We start from the raw sequence: 22,519 nt of genomic DNA, 5'->3' as shown, positions 1-22,519 counted from the left end.
TTTTCTAAGTATCGCGAAGCGAAAGTGAGTAAATTAATACTCCCTCTCGCCGAAAATAGCGGTTCCGACGCGCACCAGCGTGCTTCCCTCTTCAATGGCGTATTCAAAATCTCCGCTCATTCCCATTGAAAGCACGGGAAGCTGAAGTCCGCTTCGTATCCTGAGCTCTTCTGCAAGCGTGCGGAGCCCCGAAAAAGCGCGGCGCACCGCCCTTTCGTCACCGTTCAGCGGCGCCATGGTCATAAGCCCTTCCACCGAAAGACGGGGACAGTTTTCCATGATTTTTTCAAGCATTTCCGGCGCGTTTTCCGCTTCCGCACCGCTTTTGTTTTCATCGTGCGACATGTTTATCTCAAGATAAACGGGGAATTTCCTGCCCGTTTCTTCCAGAATTCTGTTCAGCAGCGAGGCAAGCTCAAAACTGTCAACGGATTCAATGAGGTCAAAAGTCTCCAATGCGCGCCTTGCCTTGTTTTTTTGAAGCTGTCCGATGAGGTGCCACGGCGCGTCAAAAGGCGATTCCTTCCAAAGCAGCCGCTTTGAAACAGCCTCCTGCACGCGGTTTTCTCCGAGCAGGTCAACATACTGCGCCGCTTCGCGCATGGCTTCAAACGGATGGAATTTTGAAACACCCATCAGCTTTATTTCCGAAGCGCAGCGCCCTGCTTTCTTTGCGGCTTCCTCTATTTTCGCGCGTACTGCGTCTGTATTCTCTTTAATGTTTACCAAATCTGGATTCTTCCTTCCTTGGTCTTTTCCGCGTCTTCAACTATGGCGTCTCCTGCGAATACTCCCTCTGTCACTATAAACTTGCCGTCCTCCGTCAGTTCACCCTTAATTTCTTTAAAGAAAACCCTGGTGCCGCGCACCAGATAAACCCCCTGCACGTTTCTTCTCTCGGTAACGGCTGAGCGCGGAATTACAGCGCCTTCAAGCCTTCCCGATTCCGCAGTGACAAAACCCCTGCGGTTAAGCACAACACTGGGTTCAAACCATGGAACGGTTACAAGAAATTTAACTTTTTTTCCGCTGTCAACCGAAATGCTTACGTCGGTCAAAAGCGGAGTATCTTCGCTGTCCATCATAAGGCGCAGGTGCTGTTTTTCAAGCTGTTTGTTCAGCACGGAGCCTTTGTCAATCAGCCCTATGAAGCGCAGATTTTGCGGCTGGGGAATCATTTTGCCTATCGCCGCTCCCTCTTCAACCGCGTCTCCGTCATGGTGAAGCGTAACGGGAGATATTTCGGGCAGGTCTTCTTTAAGCTCAGGCCACAGCAGCGAATAACGCCACTTGCCTTCGCTGCCGTCAGTACCCGCGACAAAATAACCCTGCTGAAAAGCGCGGACGTATTTCTCAGCACCGGAAGCACTCACAATTTTCGCGACTGTCTGTCCTGAACTCACACGCACGGGACCTTCTCCATGCGGATAATAGACCTTGCCGGCGACAGGAGCACTCAACACCATTTCATCCCAAAGGAACAGCCCTTCAGCCTGCTCCGTGCGCCTGTTGCTTCCCGGCGCCGCCCACGCGATATCCGGATGCTGGTTTTCATAGCTGCGGAAGTAGCACTTGAACGCGAGCAGCCAGCAGGCAACTATAAGAATTAAGGCAAGCCAGTAGGCAATGCTGTTTCCCCTGTTTGCTTCCTCAACGTCGTATTTTCTTACCATCAGTCAGACTCCGTATTCTGCTGTATAAATTGCACACTATTTATTGTCTTTTTCAATTATTTCAAGAATTTCCGCGAGGTCGCCGCACACAAAATCCGCGCCTGCTTCAAACAGCTGCCCGCGCGTAAAATTTCCGGTCGTCATGCCTATTGCGCGTACTCCGGCGTTTTTTGCCGTTTTCATATCCGTATCGGTATCTCCGACATAGACAGCCTCTTCTTTGAGAGTACGCAGTTCCGCAAGCGATTTCAGAATAATGTCGGGGGCAGGCTTTGGATTCGCCGCTTCCCTGATACCAACAATACTGTCCAAATATTTTTCAAGCCCGAGGTTTTTTATCGGACGCAGGGCATAATGCCTGTTGGAAGCCACGCCGGTTTTTATGCCCATGCTTCTGAGTTTTTCAAGTGTCGGAACCGTGCTGTCAAAAACCCGTATGAGCGCGTCCTCTTTAACGCCGAAATTCGCCCTGTAATAATCCAGCCATTCCTGCTTGAAATCGCCCCAGACGTTTGCCCACGCTTTTTCTATGTGGATACCGATTATGGCAAGCGTTTCCTCTCGCGAAAGCCTGCGAAGCCCAAAATGCTCCGCGAGCAGATTGGTGCAGTGCGCTATCGCGTAACTGCTGTCAACGAGCGTCATGTCAAAATCAAAAAGCACCGTTCTTATCATCTGCTTCCCTCCGCCACGAGTCTTAAATTTCTTTTTTAATTATACTATCTATTCAGCATTTTTATAATATAATAAAAACAAGCGGCGGACTGTGAATTATTGGCTGCAAGTTGCTAGCTGAAAGCTATAAGCTGTAAGCAGTAAGCTGAACGCAGTAAGAAAAAACTTAATACTTATAGCTTGGCGCTTATGGTCTTAATGCTTGTAGCTTATAGCTTATTGCTTAACGCTTATAGCTTAAGGCTTAGCGCTTATAGCTTATTGCTCGTATTATAGCTTACAGCTTAATGCTTGTGCTGCATTGAAAAGAGGCTGAATTATGTTTTTAACAAAGGAATTTAAATTCGACGCGGCGCACAACCTCGTCAACTATCACGGTAAATGCGAAAAACTGCACGGACATACCTACCGCCTTGCAGTAACGCTTCAGGGCACGCCGGACAACGAAGACATGGTGACCGACTTTGCCGAAGTGAAACGCACGGTAAAAGAACTCGTGCTTTCAAAGCTCGACCATGCTTATATAAACGACATACTTGAACAGCCGACGACAGAAAACATAGCGCTCTGGATATTCAAAACGCTTGACAAGCCTCTCGAAAAACCGAACTGCCGGCTGTTTGAAATAAAAATATGGGAAACGGAAACCTCATCCGTCGCATGCAGGAGAGAAGATTTGAAATGAAAGACGTACAGAGCGAACGTGATGCAAGAAACATAGAAATAGACAAGGTCGGGGTAAGCGGCATTTCCTGGCCGGTTACCGTTATGGACAGGGAAAACGGCACGCAGGAAACAGTTGCCGAAGTTTCGCTCTCCGTGCTGCTTCCGCACGACTACCGCGGAACGCACATGAGCCGCTTTATCGAGCTGCTTGCCGCGCAGGAAAAAAACATAACGCTGCACAACATGCGCTCCCTGCTTGCCGCGCTTAAAGAAAAACTCAGCGCAGACGAAGCTCACGCCGTATTCGCGTTTCCGTATTTCATAACAAAAACGGCGCCTGTCAGCGGCGCAAAAGGGCGCGTGCGCTACGATGCGATAGTTGAAACCTCGCTGAAAGGCAGCAGCTTTGACATAGCAACGACACTTATCGCGCCTGTTCAGACGCTGTGCCCCTGCTCGAAGGAAATATCTGAATTCGGCGCGCACAATCAAAGGGCTCACGCAAAAATCTCTGTCCGCATGGAAGGACTGCTCTGGCTTGAAGAGCTTGCCGAAATCGCGGACGACTGCGCTTCCGCTCCTGTTTACTCCCTGCTCAAACGCGAGGACGAAAAATTCGTCACGGAACACGCCTACGAAACGCCTCGCTTCGTTGAAGACTTCGTACGCGAAACCGCGCTCAGGCTGCAGTCTGACGGCAGGGTAAAATGGTTCCGCGTGGAAATAACAAGCCACGAAAGCATTCACAACCACAACGCCTTCGCGGCAATCGAAAGAACAAAATAAAAACGGCGCTTTCGCGCCGCTTATTTTTTGCGGTACTGACTATTTCTTCCCGAATGCCGCCTTCAACTCCGCTTTCTTTTCAGGCTCCACAGTGCTCCATACGTACTTCATAAAAGCTCCGGCAATTCCGAGGAAAAAGCCGAGCATTGTGGACAAAACAAGCGTTTTTCCCCTTCCGCGGGGTGCAGGTTCATCGGGAAGCGACGCAGGTGAAAGAAGCTGCAGCGTAATAGGCTGCTTGCCCTTAAGCCTGTAGCTCTCGTCGCGCGCCATAAGCACCGAATACATGCCGAGCAGCTCGCTGATCTTCTGCGGCGCTTTGGTTTGCGCCTCCGAAACCTCCGCTATTTTCGCCTGAATTTCCTTCTCCAGCTTCTCGTCGTTGGCGTTGTTTGCGGTATCAACGGCAGACAGCGCCATTTCTTTCAGAATTTCGTCAGCTTTTTTGTACGCCGCTTCTGCCATTGCCTGAGCTTCTTCAGGCTTCTCGGCGGTAACGTTAAGCGTAACAACGCCCGTGTTCTGGTCGCCTCGGCAGCTGTAATTTTCCGTTTTTCCGTCAAAATAACCGCCGTTTTCATACAATCTGTCACGCGGGGTTGTCTTGCCGCTCTTCTTGTCAACGTCAAGTTTGAAACGGTCAATAAGCATATCGGTAACCGAACGGCTTCTGATAATTCCCACAATCATATCGGTGCGTACGTTCAGTGACATACTCTCGTTGTCAATAACGTAGGGCGACACCACAAGCATCTGAATCGTACTCTTGTATTTCAGCTTCGGAGGCTTTACAACAAAAACCCAAAGCGCTCCGGCAAGCATAAAAATCAGCGTAGTCAACGCAATAAACTTTCTGCCCCTCCCAAAAATCGCAAGCAGATCAAGCAGGGATATTTCCTCATACTGTTCGTTGTTCTCCATAACACAACCGCTCCTGTTCTCAGAATGAAAGTATTATACAACATTACAGCGGTTTTGTGCAGCAAAACAGCATTTTCTGTAATTATGCCGCCGTATGGCTAATGTTCTCCGTAGTGTGTACGGCAGCGGTAAATTTCAACGGTGTCGTCATCAGTCAATTTCGATAAGCTCATGCTCTGTCAGCTTTGCGTTCCCGCTTTTGACATCGGAAACAAGCTTTTCAAGAGACTTAATGTTATGCGCAGAATAAAATCTGTCACCGGCAGTGATACTAAACGGAATTTTCTGTTCCCTGACTGCCTGATGGGCAAAAACATTAAAAGCGCCCGACATACTCATACCGATATTCTTGCAAAACTCCTCAAACTGAGGTTTGATATCGCTGTCTATTCTGATATTAATCGTAGTTGTCGCCATAATCATGCACCTCCATCATTTCACTATTGTTATTATATCGTTATTGTATTGTTTGTCAACTTATATATGTTATAATCCTATTGTATGAAAACGGTAACATTACCATAATAATTCAACAGGATTGCTGCCCTTTCTGCTTAACAGCAACAGCCTTGAAATTTGATACGCTTGCCATATGTTTTGCTGCTGTCTCTCATTTCCAACACCACTTACGCAAAAACAGACTATAAACAGCCGGTTCTACACAAACCGGCTGCTGCTTTATCATACAGGCAAAAACATAACAACAACTTACTAAACAAATTCTCATAGTTTGCTTCTTTGTAGTATAATTTCCAAAAGTATATCGCACGGAGGTATCGCAATGAACGGCATAATTCTTGCAGGGGGCGCAGGAACAAGGCTTTACCCGCTTACAATGGTAACGTCAAAACAACTGCTTCCGGTATATGACAAACCGATGATTTATTATCCGCTTTCAACTCTTATGCTTGCCGGTTGGAGGCTGCGAAGAGATTAGAGGGCAGCGGGTAGGAAGTAGAATATAGAAGTTTCCGGAAAATAGTGGGTTGCTTGCGACAGGCAGATGGTAGAATGCAGAGAAAAAGACTAAAATTAAAATATGAAATATGAAGGGCAGAGACCATGAAACGCAAGGTGTTTCAGAACAGGAGGCTGTAATGGGAAAAACAACACAACTTACTGTACAAAAGTTTTTCGTAACGGTAATTGATGATTATATCAGTCTTACTGATATGGCGCGTGCCCGAACAGATTCTTCCAGAGCTGCCGATGTTATAAAAAACTGGATGCGTTCAAGAACTACTCTTGAATTTCTTGGAACTTGGGAGATGATTTACAATACTGATTTTAAAGTGGTCGAATTCGACCACTTTAGAACACAGGCCGGACTGCATACATTTACGTTAAGCGCAAAAGAATGGATTGAACAGACGCACGCAATCGGAATGTATGTGAAAAACGGACGTTACGGCGGAACGTTTGCACACAAGGATATTGCTTTTGAATTTGGCTCTGCAATAAGCCCTGTGTTTAAATTGTACTTGATAAAAGAATATCAGCGATTGAAAGACGCTGAAAACGACAAACTCAAAATTGAGTGGAGCGCTAAAAGACTTCTTTCCAAAAATAACTATCTGATACATACCGATGCAGTCAAAAAATACATTGTACCCGAAAGCAAGCTCAGCCGTAATCTTGAGTGGATAATGTATGCGGACGAAGCGGATCTTTTAAACGTAATCATTTTTAACTGTACTGCTAAAGCATGGAGGGATAGCAATCCAGAACTTGCTAAAAAATCAAATCTTAGGGATTATGCTTCAATATCTGAACTTACCGTCTTGTCAAACCTTGAGACGCACAACGCAGAAATGATAAAAGCAGGGTTGGGCAAGGCAGAAAGGTATCAAGCACTGAAACAGATTGCGGAATATCAGTTGAACGTCCTGGCAGAAGCAGAAAAAATTGCTCTTGCAAAGCCAAGTTGACGCTGTTTAATAAGCAGCAAATTGTCAGGGCAATTACATAGCATTGTCCAAAAGTTTTCTTCCGCCCGATGAAAGCACGGCGTCAAGCTGCGCAATATAATCCCTCATATACATCGGTTTATGCTCTATAGCATTCACTTCAGCTATGTCAAAATAACCTGATACAAGATTATTCAGCAGTTTCAGTTCTGTTTCGTCCAGATAATTCTTAGCAACCTTTGTATCACGCAGTACAGGCATACTGCCGCTAAAAATTCAATAGGATTGCTGCCGTTTCTGCTCAACAGCAACAGCCTTGAAATTTGATACGCTTGCCCTATGTTTTGCTGCTGTCTCTCATTTCCAACACTACTTACGCAAAACAGACTATAAACAGTCGGTTCTACATGAACCGGCTGCTGCTTTATCATACGGACAAAATTACCTGTTCCCGTACATTTTTTCGTAGTAGTTCTGATATTCCCCTGAGATTATCTCTTCCCACCACGGTTTGTTGTCCAGGTACCACTGTATCGTTTTCTTTATGCCGTCGGTAAATTTTGTTTTCGGCAGCCAGCCGAGTTCGCTGTGTATTTTTGCCGGGTCTATAGCGTAGCGGAGGTCGTGGCCTTTTCTGTCAGTTACGTAGGTTATGAGCGTTTCAGGTTTGTTCAGCTCTTTGCAGATAAGTTTCACTATGTCTATGTTTTTCATTTCGTTGTGTCCGCCGATGTTGTAAACTTCGCCGGCTGTTCCTTTGTGTATTATCAGGTCTATTGCTTCGCAGTGGTCTTCAACGTAGAGCCAGTCACGAACGTTTTCTCCTTTGCCGTAGACAGGCAGCGGTTTGTCGTTCAGAGCGTTTGCTATCATAAGCGGTATAAGTTTTTCGGGGAAATGATAAGGTCCGTAGTTGTTTGAGCAGCGCGATATTGTTACAGGCAGCCCGTAGGTTCTGTGATACGCAAGTACAAGCAGGTCTGCGGCGGCTTTTGAGCTGCTGTACGGCGAGCTTGTGTGTATGGGCGTTTTTTCGGTGAAGAAGAGGTCAGGTCTGTCAAGCGGAAGGTCTCCGTACACTTCGTCGGTTGATACCTGATGATAGCGTTTTATGCCGTATTTTCTGCAGGCGTCCATGAGAACTGCCGTTCCCATGATGTTTGTTTCAAGGAATATTCCCGGATTTTCTATTGAGCGGTCAACATGGGACTCCGCCGCAAAGTTGACGACAATATCCGGATTTTCTTCTTCAAATATTTTGTATATTGCCGCCCTGTCGCAGATGTCTGTTTTGAAGAATTTGAAACGGGGATTGTCCATGACCGACGCAAGCGTGGAAAGATTGCCCGCGTAGGTCAGCTTGTCCACGCAGAGGACGTCATATTCGGGGTATTTCTCAAGAATATGGAATATAAAGTTGCTGCCTATAAATCCGGCACCACCGGTAATGAGAAGTTTCATTTTGTTATCCTTTCGCTATTGCCAGCAGATATTTGCCGTAGTCTGTCATTTTTAGTTTGCTGCCAAGTTTAACAAGCTGCTCCGTTGAAATAAAACCGCGGCGCCATGCAATTTCCTCTATGCAGGAAACGTAAAAGCCCTGCCTGTCCTGAACAGCTTCGACAAATTCCGCAGCCTTCAGCATTCCTTCAGGAGTGCCTGTATCAAGCCATGCCATACCCCTGCCAAGAAGCGTAACCTTGAGCTCTCCCATTTCAAGATAGGCATTGTTGACAGCCGTAATTTCTATTTCACCGCGTGCAGACGGTTTCACGTTCTTTGCGATTTCTATAACTCTGTTGTCATAAAAATACAGCCCGGGAACAGCATAATTGCTTTTCGGTTCCTTTGGTTTTTCTTCAATGGAAACAACATTGTGGTCTTTGTCGAATTCCACAACGCCGAACGAGCGAGGGTCTTTAACAGGATAACCGAAAACTGTTGCGCCCGTTTTGTTTTCCATAGCCTGTTTAAGCACCTTAGTCATGTCCTGACCGAAAAAGACATTGTCGCCGAGAATAAGGCAGACGTTGTTGTCGCCTATAAATTCTTCGCCGAGAATGAAAGCGTCTGCAAGGCCGCGCGGTGTTTCCTGAATTTTATATTCAAAATTCATTCCAAGTTCTGTGCCATCGCCAAGCAGTTTTTTGTAACCGTCAATGTCATCAGGGGTGGAAATAATAAGCACTTCGCGAATACCCGCAAGCATCAGAACAGAAAGGGGATAATAAATAAGCGGCTTGTCATAAATAGGCAGCAGCTGTTTTGATACAGCCCTCGTCATCGGATAAAGTCTTGTTCCTTTACCGCCTGCAAGAATAATACCCTTCATCTCATCTCACGTCCCCTAATTCAAAATAATATCGCAGATTTTATCAACAATTTCAAGCGGCAAATCTGCATAAAGCGGCAAAGTCAAAACCCTGTCCGCAACGTGCGCCGCAACAGGCGTTTTCTCAGCTCCGGCTGTCGGAAGTTCCGCGTAGCACTCAAAAGCGTTCGTCAGCGGATAGAAATACTTTCTGGCAACTATATCCTCCGCGGCAAGTTTGTCAAAAATCTCGTCACGCGTATATTTATACCCGTCAAAAACTGCAGGGAAATACGCGTAATTAGGCTGCACTCCGTCCTGCGGCTTGCAAAGCCTTATACCGTCAACCCCCGAAAGTCTTTCCCTGTAGCGTTCCACAACGACTTTTCTCTTGCCTATCTCTCGCTCCAAATGCCTGAGATTGCAGATGCCCATAGCCGCCTGAAACTCGTTCATCTTTGCGTTGCCGCCGACAAACACACAGCGTTCGGGACCTCTTATGCCAAAATTTTTCATATCGTTCATCGTTTCAACAAGCTTTGTGTCCTTCAGGCACACAGCACCGCCCTCAATGGTATTGAAAACTTTTGTGGCGTGGAAACTGAACATCGAGGCATCTCCGAAATTGGCAGTTGATATGCCCTTGTATTTCACCGCAAACGCATGAGCTGCATCGTAAACGATCTTCAAATTATGTCTGTCTGCAATTTCCTGAATTTTCTCAACGTTGCACACGTTGCCGTAAACGTGAACAGGGACTATGGCAACAGTTTTGTCCGTAATCAACGCTTCAATCTTGCCGGCGTCTATCGTGTAATCGTCAGGATTAACGTCGCAGAAAACAGGCGTCAGTCCGTTACGGACAATGGCGTGAGTTGTGGAAACAAACGTGAACGGAGTGGTGATAACCTCTCCATCTTTCGGCAGCTGCAGCGCGGCAAGAACATTCTCAAGCGCAAGATGTCCGTTCGTGTAAAGCACAACATTCGGGCAATCCAAAAACTTCTCAAGCTCCGCCTGAAAAGCCTTATGCTCTGCACCCATATTCGTCAGCCAATGGCTGTCCCAGAGATTCTTAATCTCTTCGCAATACTCCTCAAACTCAGGCATTGAGGAGCGTGTAACAAGGACTTTAGTCATCGTTACGTTCAGCTTTCATCTGTTTTTCAAATTCAAGTAATTTCTTTTCACGTGGTTTTATGTATCTGCACGGAACCCCTGCATAAATGCCCCAAGCATCAAGGTTTTTGTTAACCAACGACATAGCGCCCACCGCAACACCTTCACTAATTGTTACCCCCGGCAACACAGTACAGCCGCTGCCTATAATTGCATGCTTTCGGAATATTACTTTCCCGCTGATTACATTTCTATATGTTGCAGGAATTGTGGGATTTGTCAGACAAAGACCTGAATAATCATCATTTATCGCATATATCATCACACGCGAAGATATCGTTACGAAATCATCTATCTCAATTCCTACATTACCAGCAAAAACAGCAGAATATGCAGAAACATGTATATTATTTCCTAACGCGATTTTACCGGACAAAATACAAAAATCATCTACTCTTACATCATTGCCGATGGAAATATCTTCTGCCCCGTAAATACTTGCCTTTCTACTTATAAGCACATTTTTGCCATAACATTTCAGCCCTAATTTTTTCAACTCCGATTCCGAATAAAAGCTGGTATTTGTCATCTTTTATCTCTCCTGATATACCTCATCGCCATGTTTTTCATTTCAAACAGCGCCGGTATTCTGAACAGCGCTGCAAATAATGTATAAGTAATTATACCTGTAATCGTCTGAATAAACAGCAGAAAAATTAAATTCAATTGCAGTTTTCCCAGTGCAAGAACACAGAAAAACATCAGCATTGCCGCTGAGAAAATCGGAACAATATCTTTTACCTGCTCAAAATATGAATAGCCGATGAGTTTTTTATTCGGTGACGCATTGACAAAGCAGCTTATCATAGTTGTTATCACTCCGGTTAAAGCAATGTAAATAGGCGTGTCAAAGAATAACACGGCAATAGTCAAAGCAACAATTCCGTAGCTTTTCTTGATTATTTCAAGCTTCAAAAACAAATCGCTTCGTCCGACTGCGTTTATTGCCTGCAGATTGCAGGTATGTACCGGCCAGAAAGCAAATATAAAGCAGTAAATTTGCAGATAGGGGACGCACGGCAGCCATTTGTCGGTAAGCAGAAGCTGAACAAGCGGACGCGCAACTCCGGCAAGCCCTGCCATAAGCGGGAAAATGATAAACGCGCTGAAGGTCATTGACTTTCTCGTAAGCGCCTTAACTGCGCTTTTTTCGTCCTGACGTAAGGACATTGCAGGAAGCATAACGCTCATAATCGCGCCGTTTATGGCACCCATAAGAAACTGCGGAAACTGTTTTCCCCTGTTGAAATAGGCAAGAGCTTCTGCGTTGTATTTTTTACCAATCACAAGCCCCTGCAAGTCTTGATAAAGGGTGTCAAGCAAAGCTGAAACAAGCAGCTTCCAGCCATAAGCAAACAATATTTGTATGCGGTGGAAATTGCAGACAAGCACAGGCCGCCATTTGACGGTAAACCACATAACTATACAGGCGACAACGACGTTACCAAGGGACTGCGCAACCAACGCCCACAGTCCGAACCCGCAGTACGCCATTGCAATTCCAAGTGCACCGCTTATAAAAACAGCGGCAACGTTGCTGTAAAAAACCTTCTTGAAATCCATCTCACGGCTGATTTTCGCAAGCTGGACGGAATTTAAGGCACCTGGTATAAGCATTAAAGCCAAAATTCTGAACGGACGTGTCAGTAACGGCATATTGTAAAAATCAGAAATTAACGGGCTAACAGCAAAAAGCAGACCATACAGTACACAGGCTATTCCAAGCGAAACCCAAAACACTGAGGAATAATCCTCGTCAGTAACGTCCTTGTTCTGTATAAGAGCCGTATTAAAACCGCTTTGAACGAAAATATTTGCCAGCGCGGTGAAAATTATCATAATCGCAAGCGCGCCGTAATCCGCAGGGCACAAAAGCCTTGCAAGAACAACCTGCAAAACAAACTGTCCGGCAGATACGCCGAAGCGCTCAAGGAGCTTCCAATAGATACCGCTGGTGATTGAAGGCATTTTATTCCTTTATCTTTTTATTTTCGGACAATCTGTTACGTAAATCATCATACACATTCTGCCAAAGCCTTACGTGTAATTCTTTATCAGAAAGACTATCAATATATTTCATAAAAGCTTCTTCGTCCTTTGTTTTAACCGGTTTTGAAAATTCCGCAAAACTGATATTGTCTAAATCCGATAATTTCTGAACTGGCACTCCGGTTTCTGTAAAATAATTATACATTACGCTATTTTCCGGCATATAAGTTTTGACATTTCTAAACAACAACCTGTTAATATTTCCTAATCCTATTTGACGATATGTATTAAATATTGCTATGTCAACACGTTTTGTGAGAGCGAAATATTCGCGAGCAGGCATAAACTCTTTTAGTATCACTGCTTTGTTGCCAAAAATTTCTTTTGCTTTCTTTTCCACCATGTCTGCATAGTCTTTATCACCGTAAGAAAGGGGTATCAACAACTTGATATTTTCTTCCTTATATCTTGATAATTTTTCCAATACTGCGATATGCTTAAGCTCCGGTGTTGCGCTATGCCCAATCTGCACAAACACGTAATCTTTTTCTTTAATTGTTTGCTCCAAACGTGATACCGACCTATAGGACTTATACTCTTCAGGTATAGCCGCCCCACAATACGGTGCATAAAAAACATGCGCCTGTGAATTTGGAAAAGCTGTCTTATACACGTCACAATCAGGAGGGAAAATACAGACAACAGTATTACATTTCGTGCGAAGACGTCTAAAGGCATTTATCAGTATACTTCTTATTCCGCAAGGTTTCCACGTATCCAAATCTCCGCCCCAGGCAATCCATACCATTTTTCTTAAAAAATCCTTATTTAGCGACAGGAAAAACTGTGTGAAAAGGTTTGGACAAAACAACGAATGCATAACAATATAATCACAATCAAGATTAATAATAAGTTTTGCCAACTGTGTGGCACAATATATCGATGGAGGAAACCGAAATGAACGGTTAAATACTTTAATATACTTCTTAGATTCTACATAAATCTCCTGTTGTCCAATATGTATAGTGCTGTCAATTAAACTTGGAGAACCTTTTTCCGTTAAATACAAAATACCGTGTTCGTACACATCAAAAAAAGCATCATAAAAACTAACGATATCTCTGGTAAATGCCGTGTCTTGCATTATATGAACTACTTTCATGTATTTTTGCTATCCTTTCTTCTTGTTATCTTTATGCTTACATACGACAACGTTAGGTAACATATGCGCAACGTATGCAAAAAAAACGAGACTTAAAATTATTCCAGTATTCAGTAATGGGATATTTGTCAGTTGTATAGCTAAAAAAATACCAAATAGCACCTCAATTCCGTTCCCATATTCTTTAAATATTTTTCCTGCCCATTTAAATATCAAACGATACAAAATAGGGTATATTAATACACCCAGTACCCCACACTGCATATATGCATCAGCAAACATTCCTGTATTTGGAGTTCGGACTGCGCCATGAAAATATTCTCTGCTGATTATGTCAAGAATACTTTCTTTATACGGAGATGTTATTAACCTCTGAAGCAAAAAAGTGCGGTCAGACCATAATAATTTTGCATTTGTTGAGAAAAAATCATAATACATGCCATTAATCCACGCAGGCATATACATTTCTCGACGGATAATGTATATATACGGCAAAAAATTTTCACACACTTTATATATAAGCAAGCATAATACCATAAAAAGCAATAAACCAATATCTGCCATTTTATCAAAGCGATTTAACATACCATTTCTGTCACACCAATACACAAAATACACAACAACGACGAAAAATATGACAGCCTTGCTGCCATCAATAGAAAACATCGCAAGCACGCATAACAGCGTGACCAACAAGGCTACTTTTTTCTTGTATTTCAACGCACAATACATACCAAAGTAAACCGCATATATTATGGTATTTTGCCACACCGTTATCATATATGGCAGTATTCCTCCTGCCATCGCTAATACACGCTGGTGATTCGCTTCTCTTAAGATATATACATCCGATAAGGATACTGTAAAAGACATACCGTTATAGATAAATTTAATAAAAACAAATCCTATGCACATACAAACGCAAAACTGTTGTAATTTTTTTCTTTTATTTGGTCTCTGCGCATCAGCAAAATTAAATTCTGGCTCTGTACTATATGAGGCAGTCTTATAAAATGGTATACAAACCACAAACTGTACCAAAAACAAATAAACTGAACTATATACAAAAAATTCCCAACTTAAATTGTTAAGTGCAAACGCACTATTAAGTGGGATAAAATACAACAAAAATAATATATGCACAACAGTATCAGTAAACTTATTATGACTTTTGAGTCTAATATGCAACCATGACAACACAAAAAATACTACACTCGCGACATACTCTTTGTGAATATTAAAATCAATCTGATATCCGGAAGTTCCCGAATACCACAACTTACCTAGTATATCTATTGCAAGATACACGTATAAATATTTTATTGCAAATAGCCGTATTATTTTCAATGCAGTTGTGTCATCAGTAAACTTATGATATAACATGTCTTTCCCTCTGTATAACAATTAGCGCCATAAATTTTCCAAAGAATGACACAATAGTTTTGGTATTCTGAATAAGAGAAATATTTATGGCATAAATTACCACGCCGACTTTAATCAGCCGTTCATAGCCCCATTTGCGCCAACGGCGAAGCGAACGCAAATCAACACAGGCAAAAATGACCTTACAGCCGACTTTTGCCAAAGCCTTTGCCTGGTCAAATTCAAAAATCCCGTGCAGCGAATATTTTTCGCTTGGATAGCCTCTTGAAACCATAAGAACAAACATTATTCTACCCCGCAATTTCCTCATACAGTTTCAGCAGTTTCTTTTCTTCAATATTCCAGTTAAATTCTTCCTTTACAGCCCTGCGCCCGTTCTCTCCCATCTGTTTTGCTTCTTCCGGATGGTCAAGAAGCCGGCGTATTGCATTCGCAATTTCTTCAACATTAGTTGGCGTAACTGTTATGCCGCAATGATATTTATCAATAATCTGTTTCCACAACACAAAATCTGTACAAATTACAGGAAGTCCTGCCTGCATTTGTTCAAACAGTTTATTGTTGCCAAGCGTTCCGGTGTTTCCGGCTGTATTATCTGAAGGAAGCAATACGGAAAATCCGGCGTAACAACAAGGCAACTTTTCTTTAACAGTTTCATGAGGTACACTTCCAAGATATTCTGTCCTGTCCCATGCAGGATATGTTTTTAGTTTTTGCAGATATGATTCTTCCGCCAATCCCATCAGCAGATATTTTACATCAATATTTTCCAGTGCGTTTAAAATCATTTCATGGCACCACTGTTCGGATATACCACCTGCAAATACAAACGTCGGTTTTTCGCATTTACATATTTTTTGAGCAATATTCTCTGTAATAATCGGGTAATTAGTAACCATAACTGTCATTGGGTTAATTGCCTTCAATTTATCCACCAATGACGGCGTAACACCAATTAGGGCATCAAAATTTTTCATCAGTGCTGAGGAATAAACAGAATAGACTACACTCAGCGGTTTTCTTAACGCAGCTGGAATCCATTTTTTTCCAAGAATTTGTCCGGCAACATCCTCATGACTGTCAAAGATTACTTTTTTGCCATGCCGTTTCAAATTTTTACCAAGAGGCAACAATTCAGGGTCATGAAGATGATATATTTCCGCGTCTATTTCCAAAGCTTTGTCAAGAAGTTTGGCTCCGGAATGTAAAATCCTGTCAATGCGGTTCTTCGGCTTGAAATCTATTGCAGTTATCTTTACTCCGTTACGTGTTTCGTCAGCCTTTCCGTCAGCAACAAGCAATGTGACATCGTATCCTGCATTTGCAAGCGACGTACACTCCTTATGGAAAATGCGCGGGTCATACCGATTATGCACTGACGTAACGTGACAGACCTTAGTCATTTCTATTTCAAATCCTCCGTTTTCATTTCCGTGCTTGCAAAATCAACAGGGAATTTTACAGGCTGACCTGTTTTCTGCGATTTGTATATCGCAAGCACCACCTCAAGCGCGTTGCGTCCAGCAACGGCGTCAACGTAAGGCTTGCGGTCGTTTTTTATGGCGTCGATGACGTCCGCAAAGAGCGAGATGTGTCCGTTGCCGTACACGTTGCTCGTTGCTTCTTTCAGCCCTTTGTTGGCTGCGTCCGCTTCCGTTTCGTCGGCAAAGTCCCAAACGTCAATGTTGTTCGTTGAAGTGCCGCCGATTTTTACAGTACCTTTTTCGCCGAAGATGTATAGCGTTTCTTCGAGGTTTTTCGGATAAACGTTGACAGTTCCCTCTATTGTGGCAACTGTACCGTTTTTGAAGGTAACAACCGCTGTTCCGATGTCTTCCGCTTCAAGATAGTCATGGAACTGCTGACGCGTCTGACCGTAGACGGAAACAACCTCGTCGCCGAACATCCAGCGAAGCAGATCAATGCCGTGTATGCACTGGTTCATAAGACAGCCGCCGTCCTGCGCCCATGTTCCGCGCCACTTTGCCTGGTCGTAATATCCGCCGTCACGGTTCCAGCGGACGTAAATTCCGCCGTGCGACAACCTTCCGAAGCGTCCGGCTTCAAGAGCTGCTCTTGTTTTTTGAATCGCCACGTTGAAACGGTTCTGATGGCAGGCTGAAACCTTGACGTGATGTTTTTCCGCAAGTTCTATAATCTTGTCCGCGTCGCGCACGTTCATCGCCATCGGTTTTTCTATAATCAGGTTTATTCCGTGCTCAATGCAGTAGATTGCTATTTCAGCATGGATTCCGCTTTCTGTTGCAATGCTTGCAAGCTCTATATCGTTTTCGGCAATCAACTGCTTATAGTCTATATAATGCTTGGCGCAATTTTTATCAAGTCCGGCGTTTTCCAGAATTGCGTCCATCTTCTCCGAAATAACATCACAGACAGCAGCTATTTCCAGTCCGTTTTCCACCGCCGCTTTGATATGATTTCTTGCTATTCTTCCGCAGCCGATTAATGCGTATTTCATTTGAAACACCTCATTTAAAAATTATGCGTAAGTATTTTAGAACATATTTAACTTTATAAAATCAACATCATTAATTATATTTACAATATGTTTAACAATTTTGTTATTAATTTCTCTCCGTTTATCATCTTTAATGTCCTCATATATGTCAATGTAATTTCTCAATCCTGTATGATGTTTCTCAACATCGTCCATATATTGTACAATAATATCACTACTTGATTCTTTGCTAATCAACGCAAAAAGACATTGTTTATATATATACGCACTTTTTAATAAGTATACAGCATTTTGTGTTGTTGTTCTGTTAATATTGCTATCGCAACTTTCCTTTAACATCAAGTCCTGAATCTGTAAATACTTAGTTTTAAGGTGTTCAATATTTTGACACATTAACTCTATTCTACGCACAGACATATTATTAATATGCGTAAACCATACCACAAAACCACCTAAAAAGATTATATTCAATATTGTGGAACAGGTGATATCCCAAAAACGACATCCCTCCAAATTGCGCCATGATATAGCCGCACAAATAGTTATAGTTAATAAAGGTAAACCTATGCGTATGTATGTTTTAGCAATTTTTCGCATTTTGAATATATCCTCTGATATCATCAACAAGATACGGTTCCTCAGTAGATATTATTTTAATATGCTCATTAAAATCAATCTCAGTAAATTTTCTAGCTAAGCCACCAAATGCTTCTTCTAAAAATGATATCGCATACCCTTTTACTCCATCTAAATTCACTACTACCAAAGAATCTGGATTTTTTTCAAAAATCGGTTCCAAAAACTTAATTCTGAAATCCTCTCCAGAGTACTCCCCCTGTGATTTAAGTCTAAAGCCAGGTGTTACCGTATAATCTTTAGCAATGTTAATCATTTTTGTTTCAACCATTGTTATCACCTATTTCAATTTAGTATTATTTTCCATGAGAATAATGTCCCATTAAAACTCTCAGTCAAGTTTGTTGGAATAATTGTTCCATCCATTGCAATGTTTAACATTGCCTTATTTGATATAACCGTAAAATCAGTAAATTGACCATTAACAATACTTCTCCTATAAATTGTAGGGAGTCCTTTGCCTCTGTATCTATGTCCACTTTCACTGCGACCAGACTCTACAAACGCTGCTTTGAGCAAATCAGTATCTTGAATCTTGTCAAAATATCTAACAATGCTAAATATTTCTTTTGCCCTTTCGGATGTTTTTCTTTTGATGGTTCTAACTATGCCAAACCCATTATCCAAAACAGTAAATAAAATCGATGAATCTGTTTTATGCACACACAAATACCAATTTTTTTTCAAACCAAATATATTACCACTACTATATGCATGCTCGTTGGCATTACCAATAATTTCCAATAGCGTTGCATATATCATTTTTTTTACAATCATGTATGTTATATTGTCAAGATTAACAAAATCCACTATCTCATCTACAATACCTGAATCAGCCTTCGTCCCAGACTTAATTGAAAATATATTTCTATCCATAGAATGTACATCTAATATAGATTTTGCATGTATTGCATCAAAAAAACCATAATCCTTGATTAACCTGTATGCATTTCTGTCATCCGGATAGTTACCTCTTACATCTCTAATATTCCTGGCATCAAAAATTGCAACTATGGCTAATAAGGTATCCACTGCTACGTTATTAACGTCTTTTAAGTTAAGATAAATTGGTTGCCGCGTATTTATATAATGAATCAGACCACTAAGGAACAACAAGACCTCCGCAGTATTTTCCTTTAATGAAAAATTTGCGGGTGCATCTAGTTTAACACGGTTTTGTTTCTCATCATCACATTTAACTTTTGATGCTTTATATTTAATTTTTGCAGCTAATCTTTGCTTTTCAATATACTGATTGTACTTATTATTAGCTATATGCTTTCTCCTGCTATACAATAACTCATCTTTTTGTCGATTCTTTTGATAAGCTTTATATTTGTCAGTACAATAAATTTTTCTCATATTAGGCAACCATACATTTGTTTCTTAAACTAATAATATCAACTCCATGTTTTTATATTATCTGCAACAAAACATTTCGAAAAATCTGCAAACGCCTCCATAAAGTTAATTGACTCGGCATCAATCCAGTTCATATCCCCATTTATCATTCGTCCAGCATTATTGTGTATTTTTTTCATTATTCTTACAAGATTTGCCGCATTTTCTAAATCATCAAAAGTGCTTAATAAGCTAAAATACAATGCATTTGCTACAAGTTTATTATTTCTTGTAGTATCACTGATATTATGAATATTCTCAACAACGTTTTGATCGTAATGATAATCAGCTATGTGTACAATATATTCACATATATCTCTACGAAGCTTTTCCACTAATATTTTCTTTTCACCCAATTCTCTTTTTTGAATTTCCTCTTTCAGCCTTAAATCTGCTTCTTTGCGATTTCGCTCTTGTATATAGATATTACTATTTACCGTAATATAGACAGCAAGTAATGCACCTATACCACCTAATATCCCACCTATACTACTTCGAAAATATGTATCCCAAGGTGTATAATAAATATTCGCATAACCCCAAACAATAAACGCAATAATACTCACGCACGCTATAACATATATCACAAATATCATATATATGTTATCGTAAAGTTTTTTGTTCAAAATGAATCCTCTCCTCGTTAACCACATAATGTTTTGTGACACTTTTCGTCCTCATTAGTCACTCGTAACTAGTCATTCGTCATTTCTTGATAAGTTCCTTCGCCGGGTTGCCGACAACCGTTTTATTGTCCTCAACGTCACGAATAACAACCGCACCCATGCCATAGCATTTTTACCAACATTTTTACGATTTTTCACCGCCGAATTTATGCCCATATAGGCTTTTTCGGCAAGGTCGGCAAAACCTCCGATTATACAGCCTGCCGTTATTTCAACGTTTTTGTGAAGATGCGCGTCGTGCCCGACGTGAACAAGAACGTCAAGCTTGACAAAATCTTCCAAAATAGTGTTTCCGCAGGTTCCTCGCGAAATGTTGTCGCCGACACCGATTTCAACGTTATTGCCGATAAGCACCTTGCCGAGAGCAGGAATACGTAACTTATTTCCCTGTTCGTCATCTGCCATTGTAAAACTCTGCGTACCTATAACGGCATTCTCGTTGCAATAAAAATTATCCCCGATTACAGCATTCTTGATAATTGCCCCTGCAAATATCCTCGCGCTGTTTCCTATTTTAACGCCGTGACCTATAACGCATCCAGGCTCTATGTATGCATTTTCGCCTATTTCAACGTTTTCGCCGACGTAATAACCGTTAACAAGTTCGTATTTTTTTGCTCTCTCGGCTTCAAATTCTCTTTCCGCAAGAATGTTTGCAAACTTCGCATATTCCAGTGAAGGGTTATCCGTGAAAACAAAACCGTTGTTTCTGCGTATTTCTTCAGAAATTTCTATCCCGTTTTCGGCAAACACAAGACAGTTTTTGTGTCCTTTGAGATTTTCTACAAGATGCCCGACTTTCTTTGACACAAACATTACTGTGTTATCGACAGGGCAGCCTGTATATGACGCTCCGGTAATTTCAAAATCAAACTGCGGATAAATTTCTCCAACGTTGTACTTCATTATGCAGCCATCCTTTCGGCAGCCGCATAATGCAAAATCTTTCCTTTAAAGAGGTTCTTTAACTCTCTCTCTCTCTGGAAATACTGACTTTTTCGGGTTTTACTCTCATTGTAATATTTCCGTATTCGTCAACTTTGCCGATTGCTTTTGCAGGGCAGCCGGCGACAAGCGTATATGCGGGCACGTCTTTTGTAACGACTGCCCCTGCCGCCACCATGCAGTATTCGCCGAGCGTGTGCCCGCAGACTATTGTCGCGTTTGCGCCTATTGTCGCGCCGCGTTTTATGAGCGTTTTTTTATAGCCTTCGTGTCCTTTCGGATATTCTGCACGCGGCGTAAGGTCGTTCGTGAAAACGCAGGAAGGGCCGCAGAAAACACCGTCTTCTATCTCAAGCCCTTCGTAAAGCGAAACGTTATTCTGAACCTTTACCCTGTTTCCGATTTTCACGTTGTTTGAAACGTTGACGTTCTGCCCAAAAGAGCAGTTTTCACCGATTCTCGCGCCTTTCTGAATGTGGCAGAAGTGCCAGATTTTCGTGCCTTTTCCTATTATGACGTCTTCGTCAACGTAGCTTGACTCGTGAACGAAATAATCTTTGTTTTCCATTTGTATCACCGCTTTGTTTTAGTGATGTACTTCGTAAAATTCTTTTAATGCATTAACAACAAACTCAATTTCGCCGTCTTCAAAGTACGGGTGCATAGGCAGGGAAAGAACCTGCGTGCAAAGCTTTTCCGTATTCGGGCAGTCAGTATATTGAGTAAGTCCGTCAAAGGCTTTCTGCTCGTGCATCGGCTTCGGATAGTATACCATAGACGGTATGCCTTTTTCCTTGAGAAACGTCTGCAGCTCGCTGCGTTTTTTGACCTTAACCGTGTACTGCGCCCAGCTTGAAAGATATCCTTCCGGTATTTCAGGCACAGTTACAAATTTTTCAAGCCCTGCAAAAAGCTCGTTATATTTCTTCGCCGCTTCATTGACTTTGTCCAGCTCGTAATCAGCGAATGCCTTGAATTTAGGAAGAAGAATTGCAGCCTGTATCGTGTCAAGGCGCGAGTTCCAGCCTATTCTCACGTTGTCGTATTTCATTGTGCCTTTGCCGTGAACGGCGATGGAGCGGAGATACGCGTTCACCCCGTCGTTGTCCGTGAACACTGCGCCTCCGTCTCCGTAGCAGCCGAGAGGCTTCGCAGGGAAAAACGACGTTGCGGAAATGTCTCCGAACGAGCAGGCTTTTTTGCCTCTGCGCTCTCCGCCGAAACCCTGCGCGGCATCTTCAAGCACAAACATTCCGTATTCCTTTGCGATTGCTTCAAGCGCAGAAAAATCGGCAGGAAGCCCGAACAAATCAACAGGGATAACAAGCTTCGGTTTCAGTTTACCCTCTTTAACGACCGCCTCTACTGCCTTTTTAAGGCTTGCAGCGTCCATATTGAACGTAACGGGATCAACGTCAACAAATACAGGCACTGCACCGAGGAACGAGGCGACTTCGCCGGTTGCAAAAAAAGTGAAATCAGGGACAAAAACAGCGTCACCCTTGCCGATATTCAACGCCATAAGAGCCATTGTCAAAGCGTCTGTTCCGTTTCCGCACGCCACACAGTATTTTCTTCCCGCGTATGCCGCAAGCTGCTCTTCAAACTCGGCTACCTTTTTGCCGGAAATAAACGACGTGTTTTCTATTACCTCGCTTATCCCTGCGTCTATATCATTTTTCAATACCGCGTATTGTCTTTTCAAATCACGAAACTGCAT

The 22,519-nt window shown here is 42.5% G+C and carries 26 protein-coding genes and 1 pseudogene; 4 read left to right on the top strand and 23 right to left on the bottom strand.

Annotated elements, in window-relative coordinates:
- Window positions 1-33: 33 nt before the first annotated feature.
- From KBS54_01795 to KBS54_01785, 3 genes are read right to left on the bottom strand one after another with little or no spacing between them, the layout of a single operon-like run.
- On the bottom strand, window positions 34-729 hold the full coding sequence (locus KBS54_01795) for a YggS family pyridoxal phosphate-dependent enzyme (protein MBQ0054863.1): 696 nt from the start codon (window positions 727-729) through the stop codon (window positions 34-36).
- A complete protein-coding gene (locus KBS54_01790; protein ID MBQ0054862.1) occupies window positions 723-1,673 on the bottom strand; it encodes a hypothetical protein in 951 nt (316 codons plus the stop codon). The genes KBS54_01795 and KBS54_01790 overlap by 7 nt, the downstream gene beginning before the upstream one ends.
- 36 nt (window positions 1,674-1,709) lie before the next feature.
- Window positions 1,710-2,348: an HAD-IA family hydrolase gene (locus tag KBS54_01785; GenBank protein ID MBQ0054861.1), complete on the bottom strand. Its 639-nt coding sequence runs from the start codon at window positions 2,346-2,348 to the stop codon at window positions 1,710-1,712.
- A 319-nt stretch (window positions 2,349-2,667) separates the two neighbouring features.
- On the opposite strand from KBS54_01785, the gene queD reads away from it, so the two are divergent.
- Together queD and KBS54_01775 are read left to right on the top strand one after the other, a co-directional pair.
- Entirely contained in the window at window positions 2,668-3,033 is a 366-nt protein-coding gene (queD, locus tag KBS54_01780) for a 6-carboxytetrahydropterin synthase QueD (GenBank protein MBQ0054860.1), read from the top strand.
- Window positions 3,030-3,800, top strand: a complete 771-nt coding sequence (locus KBS54_01775; GenBank protein ID MBQ0054859.1) for a GTP cyclohydrolase I FolE2 — start codon at window positions 3,030-3,032, stop codon at window positions 3,798-3,800. Before queD ends, KBS54_01775 begins: the two co-directional genes overlap by 4 nt.
- A gap of 39 nt (window positions 3,801-3,839) precedes the next feature.
- On the opposite strand, the gene KBS54_01770 is transcribed toward KBS54_01775, so the two are convergent.
- A complete protein-coding gene (locus tag KBS54_01770; protein ID MBQ0054858.1) occupies window positions 3,840-4,721 on the bottom strand; it encodes a hypothetical protein in 882 nt (293 codons plus the stop codon).
- 150 nt (window positions 4,722-4,871) lie between these two features.
- Window positions 4,872-5,138 (bottom strand): type II toxin-antitoxin system RelB/DinJ family antitoxin, encoded by a 267-nt coding sequence (locus KBS54_01765; protein ID MBQ0054857.1) that lies wholly within the window; start codon window positions 5,136-5,138, stop codon window positions 4,872-4,874.
- 364 nt (window positions 5,139-5,502) lie between these two features.
- On the opposite strand from KBS54_01765, the pseudogene KBS54_01760 reads away from it, so the two are divergent.
- Together KBS54_01760 and KBS54_01755 are read left to right on the top strand one after the other, a co-directional pair.
- Window positions 5,503-5,643, top strand: a pseudogene (locus KBS54_01760) (glucose-1-phosphate thymidylyltransferase).
- A gap of 175 nt (window positions 5,644-5,818) precedes the next feature.
- Window positions 5,819-6,649: a KilA-N domain-containing protein gene (locus tag KBS54_01755; GenBank protein MBQ0054856.1), complete on the top strand. Its 831-nt coding sequence runs from the start codon at window positions 5,819-5,821 to the stop codon at window positions 6,647-6,649.
- Window positions 6,650-6,682: 33 nt separating this feature from the next.
- Here the strand turns inward: KBS54_01755 and KBS54_01750 are convergent, their stop codons facing one another.
- The 18 genes from KBS54_01750 to KBS54_01665 form a co-directional block, all read right to left on the bottom strand.
- A complete protein-coding gene (locus KBS54_01750; protein MBQ0054855.1) occupies window positions 6,683-6,889 on the bottom strand; it encodes a virulence RhuM family protein in 207 nt (68 codons plus the stop codon).
- Between the two features lie 180 nt (window positions 6,890-7,069).
- Entirely contained in the window at window positions 7,070-8,089 is a 1,020-nt protein-coding gene (gene rfbB, locus KBS54_01745) for a dTDP-glucose 4,6-dehydratase (protein MBQ0054854.1), read from the bottom strand.
- A gap of 4 nt (window positions 8,090-8,093) precedes the next feature.
- Entirely contained in the window at window positions 8,094-8,960 is an 867-nt protein-coding gene (gene rfbA / locus KBS54_01740; protein MBQ0054853.1) for a glucose-1-phosphate thymidylyltransferase RfbA, read from the bottom strand.
- A 15-nt stretch (window positions 8,961-8,975) separates the two neighbouring features.
- Complete coding sequence (locus tag KBS54_01735) at window positions 8,976-10,079, bottom strand: DegT/DnrJ/EryC1/StrS family aminotransferase (protein MBQ0054852.1); 1,104 nt, start codon at window positions 10,077-10,079, stop codon at window positions 8,976-8,978.
- On the bottom strand, window positions 10,072-10,647 hold the full coding sequence (locus KBS54_01730) for an acyltransferase (protein MBQ0054851.1): 576 nt from the start codon (window positions 10,645-10,647) through the stop codon (window positions 10,072-10,074). Before KBS54_01730 ends, KBS54_01735 begins: the two co-directional genes overlap by 8 nt.
- The gene (locus KBS54_01725; protein ID MBQ0054850.1) at window positions 10,644-12,086 is read right to left on the bottom strand and encodes a lipopolysaccharide biosynthesis protein; all 1,443 of its coding nucleotides are present in this window, start codon (window positions 12,084-12,086) and stop codon (window positions 10,644-10,646) included. Before KBS54_01725 ends, KBS54_01730 begins: the two co-directional genes overlap by 4 nt.
- A gap of 1 nt (window position 12,087) precedes the next feature.
- Window positions 12,088-13,269, bottom strand: a complete 1,182-nt coding sequence (locus KBS54_01720) for a TDP-N-acetylfucosamine:lipid II N-acetylfucosaminyltransferase (GenBank protein ID MBQ0054849.1) — start codon at window positions 13,267-13,269, stop codon at window positions 12,088-12,090.
- 9 nt (window positions 13,270-13,278) lie between these two features.
- On the bottom strand, window positions 13,279-14,652 hold the full coding sequence (locus KBS54_01715; protein ID MBQ0054848.1) for a hypothetical protein: 1,374 nt from the start codon (window positions 14,650-14,652) through the stop codon (window positions 13,279-13,281).
- Window positions 14,639-14,938: a hypothetical protein gene (locus KBS54_01710; GenBank protein MBQ0054847.1), complete on the bottom strand. Its 300-nt coding sequence runs from the start codon at window positions 14,936-14,938 to the stop codon at window positions 14,639-14,641. The genes KBS54_01715 and KBS54_01710 overlap by 14 nt, the downstream gene beginning before the upstream one ends.
- A 4-nt stretch (window positions 14,939-14,942) precedes the next feature.
- A complete protein-coding gene (locus tag KBS54_01705; GenBank protein ID MBQ0054846.1) occupies window positions 14,943-15,953 on the bottom strand; it encodes a glycosyltransferase in 1,011 nt (336 codons plus the stop codon).
- 104 nt (window positions 15,954-16,057) lie between these two features.
- Window positions 16,058-17,131, bottom strand: coding sequence for a Gfo/Idh/MocA family oxidoreductase (locus tag KBS54_01700; GenBank protein MBQ0054845.1), 1,074 nt, complete (start codon window positions 17,129-17,131; stop codon window positions 16,058-16,060).
- 36 nt (window positions 17,132-17,167) lie between these two features.
- Window positions 17,168-17,728 carry a hypothetical protein gene (locus tag KBS54_01695; protein MBQ0054844.1) on the bottom strand — a complete coding sequence of 187 codons (561 nt, stop codon included), beginning with the start codon at window positions 17,726-17,728 and terminating at the stop codon, window positions 17,168-17,170.
- Entirely contained in the window at window positions 17,712-18,038 is a 327-nt protein-coding gene (locus tag KBS54_01690) for an STAS-like domain-containing protein (protein ID MBQ0054843.1), read from the bottom strand. Before KBS54_01690 ends, KBS54_01695 begins: the two co-directional genes overlap by 17 nt.
- Window positions 18,039-18,052: 14 nt before the next feature.
- Window positions 18,053-19,129, bottom strand: a complete 1,077-nt coding sequence (locus KBS54_01685; GenBank protein ID MBQ0054842.1) for a hypothetical protein — start codon at window positions 19,127-19,129, stop codon at window positions 18,053-18,055.
- A 38-nt stretch (window positions 19,130-19,167) separates the two neighbouring features.
- Window positions 19,168-19,794, bottom strand: coding sequence for a hypothetical protein (locus KBS54_01680; GenBank protein MBQ0054841.1), 627 nt, complete (start codon window positions 19,792-19,794; stop codon window positions 19,168-19,170).
- Window positions 19,795-19,866: 72 nt separating this feature from the next.
- Complete coding sequence (locus KBS54_01675; protein ID MBQ0054840.1) at window positions 19,867-20,760, bottom strand: hypothetical protein; 894 nt, start codon at window positions 20,758-20,760, stop codon at window positions 19,867-19,869.
- 58 nt (window positions 20,761-20,818) lie between these two features.
- Entirely contained in the window at window positions 20,819-21,367 is a 549-nt protein-coding gene (locus tag KBS54_01670) for an N-acetyltransferase (GenBank protein ID MBQ0054839.1), read from the bottom strand.
- Window positions 21,368-21,385: 18 nt separating this feature from the next.
- The gene (locus KBS54_01665; GenBank protein MBQ0054838.1) at window positions 21,386-22,519 is read right to left on the bottom strand and encodes a DegT/DnrJ/EryC1/StrS family aminotransferase; all 1,134 of its coding nucleotides are present in this window, start codon (window positions 22,517-22,519) and stop codon (window positions 21,386-21,388) included.

Source organism: Candidatus Equadaptatus faecalis (genome assembly GCA_018065065.1).
GTDB classification, from domain to species: Bacteria; Synergistota; Synergistia; order Synergistales; family Synergistaceae; genus Equadaptatus; species Equadaptatus faecalis.
The sequence above is the reverse complement of the archived record's forward strand: the minus strand, read 5'-3'. Positions and strand labels throughout refer to the sequence as shown.